The 13,765-nt window shown below is 69.5% G+C and carries 13 protein-coding genes, 3 tRNA genes and 1 pseudogene; 15 read left to right on the top strand and 2 right to left on the bottom strand.

Features of this window, described 5'->3' with window-relative positions:
• The first annotated feature begins 14 nt into the window (after nucleotides 1–14).
• The 6 genes from ACWD38_RS16195 to ACWD38_RS16170 all read left to right on the top strand — a co-directional run bounded on the left by ACWD38_RS16195 (nucleotide 15) and on the right by ACWD38_RS16170 (nucleotide 4,257).
• Entirely contained in the window at nucleotides 15–2,645 is a 2,631-nt protein-coding gene (locus ACWD38_RS16195) for a putative bifunctional diguanylate cyclase/phosphodiesterase (protein WP_184476228.1), read from the top strand.
• A gap of 133 nt (nucleotides 2,646–2,778) precedes the next feature.
• Nucleotides 2,779–2,851 (top strand) — tRNA-Thr (locus tag ACWD38_RS16190).
• Nucleotides 2,852–2,940: 89 nt separating this feature from the next.
• Nucleotides 2,941–3,016 (top strand) — tRNA-Met (locus ACWD38_RS16185).
• 67 nt (nucleotides 3,017–3,083) lie between these two features.
• A complete protein-coding gene (rpmG, locus tag ACWD38_RS16180; protein ID WP_184476231.1) occupies nucleotides 3,084–3,248 on the top strand; it encodes a 50S ribosomal protein L33 in 165 nt (54 codons plus the stop codon).
• Nucleotides 3,249–3,370: 122 nt separating this feature from the next.
• Entirely contained in the window at nucleotides 3,371–3,835 is a 465-nt protein-coding gene (locus ACWD38_RS16175) for an FAS1-like dehydratase domain-containing protein (RefSeq protein WP_184476235.1), read from the top strand.
• Nucleotides 3,832–4,257: a MaoC family dehydratase gene (locus ACWD38_RS16170; RefSeq protein WP_184476238.1), complete on the top strand. Its 426-nt coding sequence runs from the start codon at nucleotides 3,832–3,834 to the stop codon at nucleotides 4,255–4,257. The genes ACWD38_RS16175 and ACWD38_RS16170 overlap by 4 nt, the downstream gene beginning before the upstream one ends.
• Before the next feature lie 252 nt (nucleotides 4,258–4,509).
• Here ACWD38_RS16170 and ACWD38_RS16165 read toward each other — a convergent pair whose 3' ends face one another.
• Nucleotides 4,510–5,745 carry a pyridoxal phosphate-dependent aminotransferase gene (locus ACWD38_RS16165; RefSeq protein WP_450124355.1) on the bottom strand — a complete coding sequence of 412 codons (1,236 nt, stop codon included), beginning with the start codon at nucleotides 5,743–5,745 and terminating at the stop codon, nucleotides 4,510–4,512.
• 202 nt (nucleotides 5,746–5,947) lie between these two features.
• Between ACWD38_RS16165 and ACWD38_RS16160 the strand changes: the two genes are divergently transcribed.
• From ACWD38_RS16160 to rplA, 5 genes are all read left to right on the top strand, one after another.
• Nucleotides 5,948–6,020 (top strand) — tRNA-Trp (locus ACWD38_RS16160).
• A gap of 33 nt (nucleotides 6,021–6,053) precedes the next feature.
• Nucleotides 6,054–6,452: a preprotein translocase subunit SecE gene (secE, locus tag ACWD38_RS16155; protein ID WP_184476244.1), complete on the top strand. Its 399-nt coding sequence runs from the start codon at nucleotides 6,054–6,056 to the stop codon at nucleotides 6,450–6,452.
• 121 nt (nucleotides 6,453–6,573) lie between these two features.
• On the top strand, nucleotides 6,574–7,437 hold the full coding sequence (gene nusG, locus ACWD38_RS16150) for a transcription termination/antitermination protein NusG (protein ID WP_450124362.1): 864 nt from the start codon (nucleotides 6,574–6,576) through the stop codon (nucleotides 7,435–7,437).
• 172 nt (nucleotides 7,438–7,609) lie between these two features.
• Complete coding sequence (gene rplK / locus ACWD38_RS16145; RefSeq protein ID WP_184476247.1) at nucleotides 7,610–8,044, top strand: 50S ribosomal protein L11; 435 nt, start codon at nucleotides 7,610–7,612, stop codon at nucleotides 8,042–8,044.
• 71 nt (nucleotides 8,045–8,115) lie between these two features.
• On the top strand, nucleotides 8,116–8,829 hold the full coding sequence (gene rplA / locus ACWD38_RS16140) for a 50S ribosomal protein L1 (RefSeq protein WP_184476250.1): 714 nt from the start codon (nucleotides 8,116–8,118) through the stop codon (nucleotides 8,827–8,829).
• A gap of 53 nt (nucleotides 8,830–8,882) precedes the next feature.
• Here the strand turns inward: rplA and ACWD38_RS16135 are convergent, their stop codons facing one another.
• Nucleotides 8,883–9,695: a hypothetical protein gene (locus tag ACWD38_RS16135; RefSeq protein WP_184476253.1), complete on the bottom strand. Its 813-nt coding sequence runs from the start codon at nucleotides 9,693–9,695 to the stop codon at nucleotides 8,883–8,885.
• Between the two features lie 417 nt (nucleotides 9,696–10,112).
• On the opposite strand from ACWD38_RS16135, the gene rplJ reads away from it, so the two are divergent.
• The 4 genes and pseudogenes from rplJ (at nucleotide 10,113) to ACWD38_RS16115 (ending at nucleotide 13,763) form a co-directional block, all read left to right on the top strand.
• Nucleotides 10,113–10,640, top strand: a complete 528-nt coding sequence (rplJ, locus tag ACWD38_RS16130) for a 50S ribosomal protein L10 (RefSeq protein ID WP_184476256.1) — start codon at nucleotides 10,113–10,115, stop codon at nucleotides 10,638–10,640.
• 93 nt (nucleotides 10,641–10,733) lie between these two features.
• Entirely contained in the window at nucleotides 10,734–11,120 is a 387-nt protein-coding gene (rplL, locus tag ACWD38_RS16125; RefSeq protein WP_184476260.1) for a 50S ribosomal protein L7/L12, read from the top strand.
• Nucleotides 11,121–11,610: 490 nt separating this feature from the next.
• A pseudogene (locus ACWD38_RS16120) lies at nucleotides 11,611–12,756 on the top strand (ABC transporter ATP-binding protein); the annotation flags it as partial.
• A 194-nt stretch (nucleotides 12,757–12,950) separates the two neighbouring features.
• Nucleotides 12,951–13,763, top strand: a complete 813-nt coding sequence (locus ACWD38_RS16115; RefSeq protein WP_184476267.1) for an MlaE family ABC transporter permease — start codon at nucleotides 12,951–12,953, stop codon at nucleotides 13,761–13,763.
• Nucleotides 13,764–13,765 lie beyond the last annotated feature (2 nt).

The raw sequence follows: 13,765 nt of genomic DNA, 5'->3' as shown, positions 1-13,765 counted from the left end.
CAGGAGGAGGGTGGATGATCGAGAGTCACCACACCCTCGATCCGGAGGCGACGCTGGACACCCCGCGTCCGCCGGTGCGGGCCGAGGTGGATCCGGCGCGCAGGCGGGTGTTCACCGCTTTCTCCCTCGGCACCTTGCTGGTGGGGCTGCTGGTCTCCGGCCTGACCTCGTCCTGGCTGGACTTCCGCTACGACGCGAGCCTGCTCTACATCGGCCCGCTGCTGGCCATCGGTTTCCTCGTCGCCGAGCAGCTCACCATCGACGTCGACGTGAAGCGCGTCGGCTGGACCATCTCGTTCACCGAGATCCCGCTGATCCTGGGACTGCTCACCGCGCCGTTCGAAGTGGTGCTCGCGGCGAACCTGCTGGCCGGGCTCGGCGCCCAGGTCGGCCGCCGCGCCGCGACCCACGTCGTCTACAACGCGGGCGTGATGTGCCTGGAGATCGCGGTCCCGTTCGCGGTCGCCACCGCGGTGCAGCGGGCACTGCCGGAACTGGCCCCCGAGTGGTTCGGGCCGGTACTGGGCACCCTCACCTCCCCTCTGATCAGCTGCGCCTTCGCGCTGGCCGCGCTGCACGTGCTCGGCGGCGCGATGCGGGTCAGCGCCGCCGGACGCCTGTCGGTGCGCACACTGGCGGTGGGCCTGCTCAACACCTCCGTCGGGCTGATCGGCTACGAGGTCGCCAAGAGCACCCGCTGGGGCTGGCTGCTGGTGGCCCTGGTCGCCGTCGCCGTCGTCGGCCTCTACCGCGCCTATTCCGGCCTGCTGCGGGAACAGCGCGACCTGGAAGCGCTCAGCGACGTGAGCCTCAGCGTCGCCCGGTCCGGCCAGGCCGCCGTGCGCAACCCCTCCGAACCGGAGGAGAACACCACCTCCGTCAGCGAGTGGGAACCCGTCGCCGAACGCATCCGCGAACAGCTCAACGCCACCCGCGTCGTGCTGCGGCTGCGCCTCGACCCGCGCGGCGAGGTGAGCACGCTCGTCGCGGGCGAACCGCTCCCGGAGGCCGCCCGGATCGCCGGGCCGCACGCCCTGCGCGACGACCCGCTGCTGCAACTGCCCGGCAGCCACGTCCGCTCCTTCCGCACCCTCGAAGCGCCCGACGAGGTGCGCCGCGCGCTGCGGATGCGCGGCGCCTACGAGTCGCTGGTGGTGCCGCTGCGCGGAGCGAGCCAGCTGCTCGGCGCCGTCGAAGCGCACGACCGGGTCAGCCGCTGGCGCGGTTTCGGCCGCGCCGACGTGCGGTTGCTGCACACCCTCGCCAGCCACCTCGCGACCGCGATGGACAACCGGCGGCTGCTGGCGCGGTTGCGCCACGACGCCTACCACGACCTGCTCACCGGCCTGCTCAACCGCGCGGGCTTCCGCGAGATGGCCGCGGAGGAACTGCGCGCCGGGCGGACCGCCGTGGTGCTGCGGGTGGACCTGGACCTGCTCACCACGGTCAGCGAGGCGCTCGGTTACACCTGGGGCGACCGCATCGTGGTGGCCGCCGGGCAGCGCATGCTCGGCGAGCTCGGCCCCGAGGTGCCGCTGGCACGGCTGGAGGCCAACTCGTTCGCGGTGCTGCTCAGCGATCACACCGAGGAGCAGGCGCACGCGGTCGGCGAGCGGCTCTGCGAAGTGATCGGCGAGTCCTATCCGCTGGACCGGCTGGTCGTGGAGGCAGGCGGCGTCGCGGGCTACTCCTCGTCGGCGCCGAGCGACGCGGAGAACGAGAACGACATCGACACGCTGCTGCAGCACGCCGACGTGGCGGTGCGCGCCGCGCGCAACGCGAAGGACGTGGTGCGCGGCTACGCCCCGGCGATGGGCCAGGTGTTCCTGCGGCGCTTCCAGCTGGTCACCCAGTTCCGCCAGGCGCTGGACACCGGTCAGGTCGAGGTGCACTACCAGCCGAAGGTCGCGCTGCCGGGCAGGCAGGTCGTCGGCGCGGAGGCGCTGGTGCGCTGGTGGCACCCGGAGTACGGGCGCCTGGACCCGGACGAGTTCGTCCCGGTCGTGGAGGCCACCGGCCTGGTCGACGCGCTCACGTCCTTCGTGATGGAACGCGCGCTGATCAAGGTGCGGGAGTGGATGGACCGGGACCTGCGGATGTCGGTCGCGGTGAACCTCTCGGTGCGCAACCTCAACGACGAGTCCTTCCCGGACCGGGTGTCGGAGGCGCTGCTGCGCCACGACGTCCCGCCGGAGCTGCTGACCTTCGAACTCACCGAGTCCTCGGTGATGGAGGAGCCGGAGCGGTCCATGCCGGTGCTGCGGCGGCTGCACGCGCTGGGCGTGGTGCTGGCCGTGGACGACTTCGGCACCGGCTACTCCTCGCTGGCGTACCTGCGGACGCTGCCGGTGGACGAGGTGAAGATCGACAAGAGTTTCGTGCTCGGCATGGGCACCGACCTCAGCGACATGGCCGTGGTGCGCACCATCGTGGAGCTCGGGCATTCGCTGGACCTGGTCGTGGTCGCCGAGGGCGTCGAGGACGACGCGGCCCGGGACCAGCTCGTCGGAATGCGGTGCGACATCGCGCAGGGCTACCTGATCTCCCGGCCGCTGCCGGAGGACCGCTTCGAGGCGTGGCTGCAGGCCCGGACCGTGAAGGCCCGCGGCCCCAAGTCCGAGACGGTGCTCACACTCGTGCACTGATCGGCCGCGGCGGGCGGATCTCGGCGCCGGGAGCCTCCGGTTCGGCTCTGAACTGGAGTTTCCCCGAACGGGTACCCCCGCTGCGGAGCCGGTTCGGCGGGTGTGTAAAGTTCTAATCGCTCCGCAAGGACATGCCCCAATAGCTCAGTCGGCAGAGCGTCTCCATGGTAAGGAGAAGGTCTACGGTTCGATTCCGTATTGGGGCTCGGAAAGCAGCTGCGGTGCTCGGTTATCTGGGTGCTGCAGCTGTTTTGCATGAGGTAACCTCGGTGACTGACGCTGACAGGTTTCCCTCGGCGGTGTAGCTCAGTCGGTAGAGCAAGCGGCTCATAATCGCTGTGTCGTCGGTTCAAGTCCGGCCACCGCTACCACATCGGTTCGCCCACGTCCGTCGAGCGAGCCTCCTAGGACGCAGTACGAGAGAGGAAGGGCACCTCTGTGGCAGCCACCGACGTTCGCCCCAAGATCACCTTGGCCTGCGAAGAGTGCAAGAACCGCAACTACATCACCAACAAGAACCGGCGCAACGACCCGGACCGCTTGGCGATGAAGAAGTTCTGCCCCAACTGCGGTACGCACCGCACCCACAAGGAGACCCGCTGATCGCAGCGCTCCAGTTGGACTCGAGAAACCCGCCCGGCACCGCCGCGGCGGGTTTTTCATGCGCAGAGGGGTTTCGCGCGTCTGTCGACGGCTGGGATCGGCACGATCGGTAACCTGCGTCCGTGCCGCTAGACCAGTCATTCATCGGGCGTGAATACCCGCCCACGGAGCCCTACGAGGTCGGCCGCGAGAAGATCCGCGAATTCGCCGACGCGATCAAGGACGACTCCCCGGTGCACCGGGACGCCGGTGCCGCCGAGGCCGCCGGACATCCGGACGTGATCGCCCCGCCGACGTTCGCCGTGATCCTCTCGATGCGCGCGCACGACGCCGTGGTGTCCGACGCGGCGCTCGGCCTCGACTACAGCAAGGTCGTGCACGGCAACCAGCGCTTCACCCACCACCGCCCGATCCGGGCCGGGGACGTGCTGCGCACCGTGGTGGTCGTGGACGACATCAAGGCCCGCGCGGGCAACGACTTCCTCACGGTGCGGGCCGAGATCACCACCGTCGGCGGAGAGCCGGTGTGCACCGCGATCTCGACGCTGGTGGCGCGCGGCACGGCAGAGCAGGGGGAGCAGGTATGACGGTGCGGTTGTCCGACGTGGCGAAGGGCGACGAGCTCCCCGCGCTGAACGTCCCGGTGACCCGCGAGGACCTGGTGCGCTACGCGGGAGCATCCGGGGACTTCAACCGGATCCACTGGAACGAGCGGTTCGCCACCGAGGTGGGCTTGCCGGACGTGATCGCGCACGGGATGTTCACGATGGCGCTGGCCGGGCGGCTGGTGTCGGAGTGGACGGGAGATCCGGGGGCGATCGTGGACTACGGCGTGCGGTTCACCCGCCCTGTAGTCGTCCCGGACGACGGCGTCGGCGCGCTGCTCGAACTGACGGGGAAGGTCGCCGCGGTCAACGAGGACGGCACCGTCAAGGTCGCCATCACGGCCCGCAGCGCCGAACAGGGCGTCCTGGGCGGCGCCAGCGCCCTCGTGCGCCTCCCGGAGTGATCACCCCGCAGCGAGCCGGATCGGCGCGCACGGCCCCGCACAGCCCTCGTGCGGGGCCGTTCTTCGTGCGCGGGCGCCTGTCTTTGGTCTTGGTTTGAGCAGTGGGCCGGGTGGCGGAACCTCAGCGGCTTCGCCGCTGACAGGACAACGACCACGAACGCTGCTCACCTGGAAATTCAAGAACAAAGACAGGCCTCTGAACGCGCGACCGCCCCTCCGGTGGTTCGAACCGGAGGGGCGGGCGGGCTCAGGTCAGCGCGCTTCGCCGAGGAGGTCGGCGACGCGGCGGACGCCTTCGACGAGGTCGTCGTCGCCGAGCGCGTAGGAGAGCCGGAAGTACCCGGGGGTGCCGAACGCCTCACCCGGCACCACGGCGACCTCGGCCTGCTCCAGCACCAGCTCGGCGAGCTCCACGCTGGTGCTCGGCCGGACCCCGCGGATCTCCTTGCCGAGCAGGCCCTTGACCGAGGGGTACGCGTAGAACGCGCCCTGCGGCTCCGGGCAGGTCACGCCGGGGATCGCGGAGAGCAGCCCGACGATGGTGCGGCGGCGCCGGTCGAACGCGGTACGCATCTCGGCGACCGCGTCCAGCGACCCGCTCACGGCTTCCAGCGCGGCGCGCTGCGACACGTTCGCCACGTTCGACGACAGGTGCGACTGCAGGTTCGTGGCGGCCTTGATCACATCGCTGGGCGCGATCATCCAGCCGACGCGCCAGCCCGTCATCGCGTAGGTCTTGGCGACGCCGTTGAGCACCACGCACGTGTCGGCGAGCTCCGGCACCGCCGCGGTGATCGAGACGTGCTCGGCGGCGCCGTAGACGAGGTGCTCGTAGATCTCGTCGGTGATGACCCAGATGCCGTGGCGCAGCGCCCACTCGCCGATCGCCTTGACCTGGTCCGGCGGGTACACCGCGCCGGTCGGGTTGGACGGGGAGTTGAACAGCAGCACCTTCGTGCGCGGGGTGCGCGCGGCTTCGAGCTGGTCGACGGTCGCCAGGAACCCGGACTCGTCGTCGGTGGGGACGATCACCGGAACGCCCTCGGCGAGCGTGATCGCCTCCGGGTAGGTCGTCCAGTACGGCGCGGGCAGCAGGACCTCGTCGCCGGGGTCGAGCAGCGCGGCGAACGCCTGGTAGACGGCCTGCTTGCCGCCGTTGGTGACCAGCACCCGGCTCGGGTCGACCTGCACGCCGGAGTCGCGCAGGGTCTTCGCCGCGATCGCCTCCCGCAGTTCCGGCAGACCCGCGGCGGGGCTGTAGCGGTGGTTGCGGGGGTCGGAGCACGCGGCGATGGCGGCGTCGACGATCGGCTGCGGCGTGGGGAAGTCGGGTTCGCCGGCGCCGAAGCCGATGACCGGCCGCCCGGCGGCTTTGAGCGCCTTCGCCTTCGAGTCGACCGCGAGCGTCGCGGACTCGCTGATCCCTCCGACGCGGGCGGAGACCCGCGGCTTCGACGTGTGCTCGGACTGATCTTGTGGTGCGGCCATGGGAGCATCCTCGCAGAGGTCGGAAGGCCGCGGCACGCTCCCCGCCTCGGTGTTCTCCGATTAGAGGGGCGTGCGTGCGGGGGGTGCAGAGCGATCCCGTACACTTCCCGTCTTGGGATGCCGGTACACCCGCACCCGAGCTCGGTGCAGGCCGAATTCGGGGCTGGCGTATCGTGTGTTCAGTCGCGGCCGACGGCCGCGAAGGGGTGTAGCTCAATTGGCAGAGCAGCGGTCTCCAAAACCGCAGGTTGCAGGTTCGAGTCCTGTCACCCCTGCGTCGATGCACACGGTGAGCGGAGGATGCAGGCGTGAGCGACGACCGCGAGCAGGGGCCGGACGAGCAGCAGGACGATGCCGCTCAGCCCTCCAGCGCCGCCGCACGACGCGAGCGTCGCTCCTCCCGTGCTTCCGCCCGGCAGGGTGGTGAACGGGCGGGCGGGCCGGACTCCGGTGCCACCCGCACAACTGAGTCGAAAGGCCGGCCGACTCCCGCACGGGACGGCCGGAAGGGTCGGGTCTCGCCGTTCCGCAAGGTGTGGCGCTTCCTGCGCGAGGTCGTCGCCGAGCTGCGCAAGGTCATTTGGCCGACACGCCGGGCACTGATCACCTACACGCTTGTGGTGCTCGTGTTCGTCAGCATTCTGGTGGCGTTCGTCGCAGGCCTGGACGTGCTGTTCGCCAAGGGCGTGCTCTGGTTGTTCGGCTGAGCGCCACGGCCCGCGGCGAACAGCGGGCCGCTGTCGCGCCATCGACCCGGCGCATAACGCACGAGAGGAAGCGAGACCCACTGTGACCTCAGGAGACGGGACCTCCCACGAGGACCAGGAGTTGACCGCCCGGACCGGTACGCCGGCCGAGGCCGAGGTGTCGGCCGAGGCCGACGACGTCGACTCCGCTCGCGGCGCCGACTCCGGCGAGGACACCGGTTCGACCGAGGCGGCCACCGGCGCCGACGACGAGACGTCGGCTGCGGCCGAGTCCGCCGACGACGACCCGGAATCCGCCGGTACTCCGGACGACTCCGACGACGCTCCGGCGGGCGAGGAAGCCGAAGCCGAGGAAGCCGACGAGGTGGAGGCGGACCCGGTCGAGGAGCTGCGCGCCGCGCTGCGTCGCGCCCCCGGCGAGTGGTACGTCGTGCACTCGTACGCCGGCTACGAGAACAAGGTCAAGACGAACCTGGAGACCCGCGCCCAGACGCTGGACGTCGAGGACTTCATCTTCCAGGTCGAGGTGCCCACCGAAGAGGTCACCGAGATCAAGAACGGCCAGCGCAAGCTGGTGCAGCGCAAGGTGCTGCCCGGCTACATCCTGGTGCGCATGGAGCTCAACGACGCTTCGTGGAGCGCGGTCCGCAACACCCCGGGTGTCACCGGGTTCATCGGTGCGACCTCGCAGCCTTCGCCGCTGAGCATCAACGACGTGCTGAAGTTCCTCGCGCCGCAGGCCGAGAAGGAAGCGAAGCCGGAGCAGGGCAAGAAGGCCGCCCAGCCGACGGCCGCGGCGAAGTCCTCGGTCGAGGTGGACTTCGAGGTCGGCGAGTCGATCACCGTCATGGACGGTCCGTTCGCCACGCTGCCCGCGACGATCAGCGAGGTCAACGCCGACAACCAGAAGCTCAAGGTGCTGGTGTCGATCTTCGGCCGGGAGACGCCGGTCGAGCTGTCGTTCAACCAGGTTTCCAAGATCTGACCGGCTCCCCGCAGCCGTCCCGCGACGGGTCGACAGGGGGATTCCGGCGGCCACGGCAGGACCGGGCAGGACCTACCGTGGATACGGGCGAAGCCACCGTCGTGGTCCCCGCCCGTGCCCGGCCCGGTGATCGGGTCGGGCGAACGGACACCGAAGACACAGGAAGCTAGAGATGCCGCCCAAGAAGAAGAAGCTCGCAGCGATCATCAAGCTGCAGATCTCGGCAGGCCAGGCCAACCCGGCTCCGCCCGTCGGCCCGGCGCTGGGTCAGCACGGCGTGAACATCATGGAGTTCTGCAAGGCCTACAACGCCGCCACGGAGAGCCAGCGCGGCGACGTGGTCCCGGTCGAGATCTCCGTGTTCGAGGACCGCTCGTTCACCTTCGCCCTCAAGACCCCGCCGGCGGCGAAGCTGCTGCTCAAGGCCGCGGGTGTGCAGAAGGGCAGCGGTGAGCCGCACAAGTCCAAGGTCGGCAAGGTGACCGCGGACCAGGTTCGCGAGATCGCGCAGACCAAGATGGTCGACCTCAACGCCAAGGACCTGGACCAGGCTTCGAAGATCATCGCCGGCACCGCCCGGTCGATGGGCCTGACCGTCGAAGGCTGACGACCCGGCATGTGTGGGAGGGCTCGCGCAGCCCTACGCGACCACGACTGATCCACCTCTAAGGACAGAGAATGACTAAGCGCAGCAAGGCATACCAGCAGGCCGCCGAGCTGGTCGACCGCGCGCGGCTGTACGCGCCGCTGGAGGCCGTCGAGCTGGCCAAGAAGACCGCCAAGGTCAAGATGGACCCCACCGTCGAGGTGGCGTTGCGACTGGGCGTCGACCCGCGCAAGGCCGATCAGATGGTCCGCGGCACCGTGAACCTGCCGCACGGCACTGGCAAGACCGTCCGGGTCATCGTGTTCGCCACCGGGGACAAGGCCGCTGAGGCCGAAGCCGCCGGCGCGGACGCGGTCGGCTCCGAAGATCTGATCGAGCGCATCCAGGGCGGCTGGCTCGACTTCGACGCGGCGATCGCCACCCCGGACCAGATGGCGAAGGTCGGCAAGATCGCGCGCGTGCTCGGCCCGCGCGGGCTCATGCCGAACCCGAAGACCGGCACCGTCACCCCGAACGTCACGAAGGCCGTTGACGAGATCAAGGGCGGCAAGATCAGCTTCCGGGTGGACAAGCAGGCGAACCTGCACCTCATCATCGGCAAGGCCTCGTTCGACACCGAGAAGCTGGTGGAGAACTACGCGGCCGCGCTGGACGAGATCCTGCGTTCCAAGCCGTCCACCTCCAAGGGCCGCTACGTCAAGAAGATCACCTTCACGACGACCATGGGCCCCGGCATCCCGGTGGACCCGGCGCTGACCCGGAACCTCACCGAGGCTCCTGCTTGATCTGAGTTCCCACGAAGCGGGCCGTCCCTGTCGGGGCGGCCCGCTTTCGCGCGTCAGGAGCAGCTGGTCGGCTGGTACTGGTCGATCTGCCAGCCGCCGTCGCTCTGCCGGGTCATGCGGAACTCGCCCAGCGGCGGGCCGCCGGAGATCCGCAGCGAGCAGGAGTCGACGAGCGCCTGGTCGCCGGTCTGCTGCATGACGTCGTTGGTGAAGCCGGGGCTGCTGAACGAGTTGGGCTCGGTGACCTGCGAGCCGGCCTTGCGGGCCGCGGTGGCGCAGTCCCCGCTCTGGAAGTGGTAGGCGAAGGCGGCCTTGCCGGGTTCGGTGAACAGCGCGCAGGCCTGCTCGGGATCGTGGGCGACGTAGTTGTAGAGCGCGCGGATCACCTGCTGCGGGGATTCCGGGGTGATCGGCGCGGCGTTCGGCGGCGCCCCGCCGTTGCCGCCGCCGCCACCGCCGCTGCCGCCGAAGTAGTGGCTGATGGCCCAGTTGAGCAGCAGCAGGATCAGCACGATGTAGACGAGCCGCCGGATCAGCTTGAACCGCAGCAGGCCCAGCGCCTTCTTCCACCACGGCCTGCCCCGCGGCGGGCGCGGCGCGGTGAGCGGCTCCTCCTCGGTGCCGGGCGCGGCCGCCCCGGCGGGGCCGGGGGAGCCGCCCTGCTGGCGCTGCCACTCCTGGAACTTCTGGAATTCGAGGAACTGCTGGTACTGCCGGAGCTGCTCGTCGTCGGGCGTCGCGCTCACCGGCGGCGTGCGCTGGTCCGGTGGGTCCACGACCAGTTCGGCGTCCACCACCTCGGGGGCGTTCTCGGACGTCGGGCGGGGGGAGCGGTCGTCGCGGTGCGACTCGTTGGGGTCGGCCACGCCTGACATCTTGCCGTGCCGGGCAAGCGCGATGATCGGTGTCCGCGAGATCGACGCCGCGCGGTGCCGGTTCCGGAGCGTGCGCGCCCGCGCCGCGAGCGGCTCGCCGGAGATCGCCGCCGGTGAGCCGCGGGGGTGCTGTCCGGGACGGTGGAGGCCTGCCGTACTCTGGTCGCAGTTCCACCCAAGACCGCTGGTCTTTCCTCGCGCCGCACGTCGGCGGGAGGAACGAAGGTCCCGTTGCGATGCGGGCGGCCCGCGCAGGAGAACGTGGCGGCACCAGAGCGCTCTGCAGCGCCGGTGCTGAGTACGCCCCGTGCCCTGCTGCGCCGGGGCGTTTTTCGTCTCCTCGGGATCGGTTACCGGCTACGAATCCGCCATCCGCGGATTCCGAGTCGTTCGAAGAGAGGAGGCGACATGGCAAAGCAGGACAAGGTCGACGCGGTCGGCGAGATCGCTGAGCGGTTCACCAACGCGACCACCACCGTGGTGACCGAGTACCGCGGGTTGTCCATGGCGCAGCTGGGGCAGCTGCGCACCGCCCTCGGCGAGGGCGCGACCTACCGCGTCGCGAAGAACACGCTCGTCAAGCGGGCCGCTGAGCAGTCCGGGGTCGACGGCCTCGACGACCTGTTCGTCGGTCCCACGGCGATCGCCTTCATCGAGGGCGAGCCGGTGGACGCGGCGAAGGCGCTGCGCGACTTCGCCAAGGACCACCAGGCCCTGGTGATCAAGGGCGGCTACATGGACGGCCGCGCGATCTCGGTTTCCGAGGTCGAGCGCATCGCCGACCTGGACTCGCGCGAGGTCACCCTGAGCAAGCTGGCCGGCGCGATGAAGGGCAAGTTGACCGAGGCCGCCGGCCTGTTCGCAGCCCCGGCATCGCAGGTCGCACGGCTCGCCGCCGCGCTGCAGGAGAAGAAGGGCGCCGAGTCGGACTCCTGATCCGTCCCGGCCCGGAACGCCGCGCGCGCCGGGATCCCGCCCGCACATCGCACCGCTCGCCCCGGCGAGCGCAGATCTGAAAGGAACGCCGTCATGGCCAAGCTGAGCAACGACGAGCTGCTGGACGTCTTCAAGGAAATGACCCTGCTCGAGCTCTCCGAGTTCGTGAAGCAGTTCGAGGAGACCTTCGACGTCACCGCCGCCGCCCCGGTCGCGGCCGTGGCCGCCCCGGCCGCCGGTGGCGCTGCCGCCGAGGCCGAGGAGCAGGACGAGTTCGACGTCGTCCTGGAGGACGCCGGCGACAAGAAGATCCAGGTCATCAAGGTCGTCCGCGAGGTCGTCTCCGGTCTGGGCCTGAAGGAGGCCAAGGAGCTCGTCGAGGGCGCGCCGAAGGCCCTCCTGGAGAAGGTCGACAAGGACAAGGCCAACGAGGCCAAGGCCAAGCTGGAGGAGTCCGGCGCCAAGATCTCCCTGAAGTGATTTCGCGCCGTCCGGTTCCGAGTCCGCAGGGACGGGGCCGGACGGCTCGCACTTCACGAACGGCCCCGCTTCGGCGGGGCCGTTCTGCGTTCCGGGCCGGATCGATCGGATAACGATCCTCGCGGGTGATCCGAGAACTGGATCACTTTCGCCGCCACGCCGTTTCCGCGGTGATCACGCGGTGTGCGGAACGCGATGGCGGACATCCACTCTGGGTGTCCGCCATTTTTCCGTCCGTGCACATTTCATTGATTTTTTCGGTCTGCGGAACGATGAATTCGGACAGTTCGGAACGGTTTTCGTCCTGCTCTGGGAATCCAAGTGAACTCATGAGTAACCTGTGCGCGTCTCGCTCGTTGCATAGGTGTGACGCTCCTGACGTCGGTTAGTCGAGTCACATATGCGAGGCTCCCCATTCGGGTGCGCTACTGCACCTGGCGGAGTGCTGCCAGCGAGTAACGCGGCCAACGAAGGAACGCGGAGGTGCCGGATGGGTGTCGAGGTCAGGGTCGAGGGCTTGTCGAAGTCCTTCGGCGCGCAGACCATCTGGCGGGATGTGTCGCTGACCCTGCCAACCGGGGAGATCAGCGTGCTGCTGGGACCTTCGGGCACCGGTAAGTCGGTGTTCCTGAAGTCGCTCGTGGGACTCCTCAAGCCGGAGCAGGGCAAAGTCGTGATCGACGGCGTCGACGTCTGCGACTGCTCGGAGAGCAAGCTCTACGAGATCCGGAAGCTGTTCGGCGTCCTGTTCCAGGACGGCGCGCTGTTCGGATCGATGAACCTGTACGACAACATCGCCTTCCCGCTGCGCGAACACACTCGGAAGAACGAGTCCGAGGTTCGCCAGGTGGTCATGGAGAAGATGGAGATGGTCGGGCTCATCGGCGCCGAGTCGAAGCTGCCCGGTGAGATCTCCGGTGGTATGCGCAAGCGGGCCGGCCTGGCCAGGGCGCTGGTGCTGGACCCGGAGATCCTGCTGTTCGACGAGCCGGACTCGGGCTTGGACCCGGTGCGCACGGCCTACCTGAACCAGCTGATCGTGGACTTGAACGCGCAGATCGACGCGACCTGTCTGATCGTCACGCACGACATCAACACGGCCCGCACGGTGCCGGACAACATCGGGATGCTGTTCCGCCGCAACCTGGTGATGTACGGGCCCCGGGAGGTGCTGCTGACCTCGCGCGAGCCGGTCGTGGAGCAGTTCCTCAACGGCCGCAGGCAGGGCCCGATCGGCATGAGCGAGGAGAAGGACGCCGGGCAGATGGCCGCGGAGCTCGCCGAGCTCGAAGGCGACAAGGGCGTCCCCGACATCATCCCGCAGCTCGACGTCTCGCCCGGACTGCCGGAGCGCACCGCGGTGCGGCGCAGGCAGGACCGCGTGATGGCGAACCTGCACTCGCTGACTCCCGAGGCGCAGCAGCAGATCTTCAAGAGCATGAGCGACCAGGAGCGCGAGCACTACGGCATCCGCGCGGGCGTCGCTCCGGCCCAGGCCCCGTCGATGAGCGGCTCGCTGCCGCAGGGCGACGTCGCCCGGGTGCCGCAGCAGGCCGCCTCGCAGCAGGCCACCCGGCCCGCCGGTCCCGCCCCGCAGGCGGCACCGCAGCAGGCGCCGCAGAACCGGCCCCAGCAGAACCAGGCTCCGCAGGGTTCGGCGGCGCCGAACCCGGGTCCGCAAGGATCCGCCCCGGCGCACGGTCACGCCCGCCCCTCGCCGCGGCCCCGGCCGCGCAGCGGCGAGCCGCCGTTCCAGTCCGGTTTCCAACCCGATGATGAACCGGTGAGCGCCCGCCGCCGTTGGTTCGGACGCCGAAAAGGTGGTGAGCAGTGAGCGCACCGCCCACGCGATCGCGGGCGAGAAGCGCACGATCCTTCCCAGGTGCGGGAGGATTGCGTGAGACGGGCCGTTTGTTCGCACTGGGACTGGACGTGATCCGGTCCATTCCGCGCCGGCCGTTCCAGTTCCGCGAGTTCATCCAGCAGTGCTGGTTCATCGCCAGCGTGACGATCATGCCCACCGCTCTGGTGGCGATTCCGTTCGGCGCGGTCATCGCGCTGCAGCTCGGTTCGCTGACCCGGCAGATCGGCGCCCAGTCGTTCACCGGTGGCGCGAGCGTGCTCGCGATCATCCAGCAGGCCAGTCCGATCGTGACGGCCCTGCTGATCGCCGGTGCCGGTGGTTCGGCGATCTGCGCCGACCTCGGCTCCCGCAAGATCCGCGACGAGATCGACGCGATGGAGGTGCTCGGCGTTTCCGTCGTGCAGCGCCTCGTGGTGCCCAGGGTGCTGGCGGCGATCCTGGTCGCGGTGCTGCTCAACGGCATGGTCAGCGTCGTCGGCGTGCTCGGCGGCTACTTCTTCAACGTGATCATGCAGGGCGGTACGCCCGGTGCCTACATGGCGAGCTTCAACGCGCTGGCGCAGCTGCCGGACGTGTGGATCAGCGAGCTCAAGGCCTTGATCTTCGGTTTCCTGGCGGGCGTGGTCGCGGCCTACCGCGGCTTGAACCCGCCGCCCGGCCCGAAGGGCGTCGGGGACGCGGTGAACCAGGCCGTGGTGATCACCTTCCTGCTGCTGTTCGCGGTGAACTTCATTCTGACCACGATCTACCTCCAGGTCGTGCCGCCCAAGGGGATGTGAGC

It is taken from the genome of Saccharopolyspora sp. NPDC002578 (assembly GCF_053592695.1).
This window is presented reverse-complemented; position numbering and strand designations above follow the sequence as displayed.

Bases quoted from the DNA above. Each gene is read 5' to 3' on its own strand.
- ACWD38_RS16170 (WP_184476238.1), top strand. From the start codon at position 3,832: ATGACGGTGCGGTTGTCCGACGTGGCGAAGGGCGACGAGCTCCCCGCG.
- ACWD38_RS16195 (WP_184476228.1), top strand. From the start codon at position 15: ATGATCGAGAGTCACCACACCCTCGATCCGGAGGCGACGCTGGACACC.
- rplJ (WP_184476256.1), top strand. From the start codon at position 10,113: ATGGCAAAGCAGGACAAGGTCGACGCGGTCGGCGAGATCGCTGAGCGG.
- rplK (WP_184476247.1), top strand. From the start codon at position 7,610: ATGCCGCCCAAGAAGAAGAAGCTCGCAGCGATCATCAAGCTGCAGATC.
- rplL (WP_184476260.1), top strand. From the start codon at position 10,734: ATGGCCAAGCTGAGCAACGACGAGCTGCTGGACGTCTTCAAGGAAATG.
- rplA (WP_184476250.1), top strand. From the start codon at position 8,116: ATGACTAAGCGCAGCAAGGCATACCAGCAGGCCGCCGAGCTGGTCGAC.
- ACWD38_RS16165 (WP_450124355.1), bottom strand. From the start codon at position 5,745: ATGGCCGCACCACAAGATCAGTCCGAGCACACGTCGAAGCCGCGGGTC.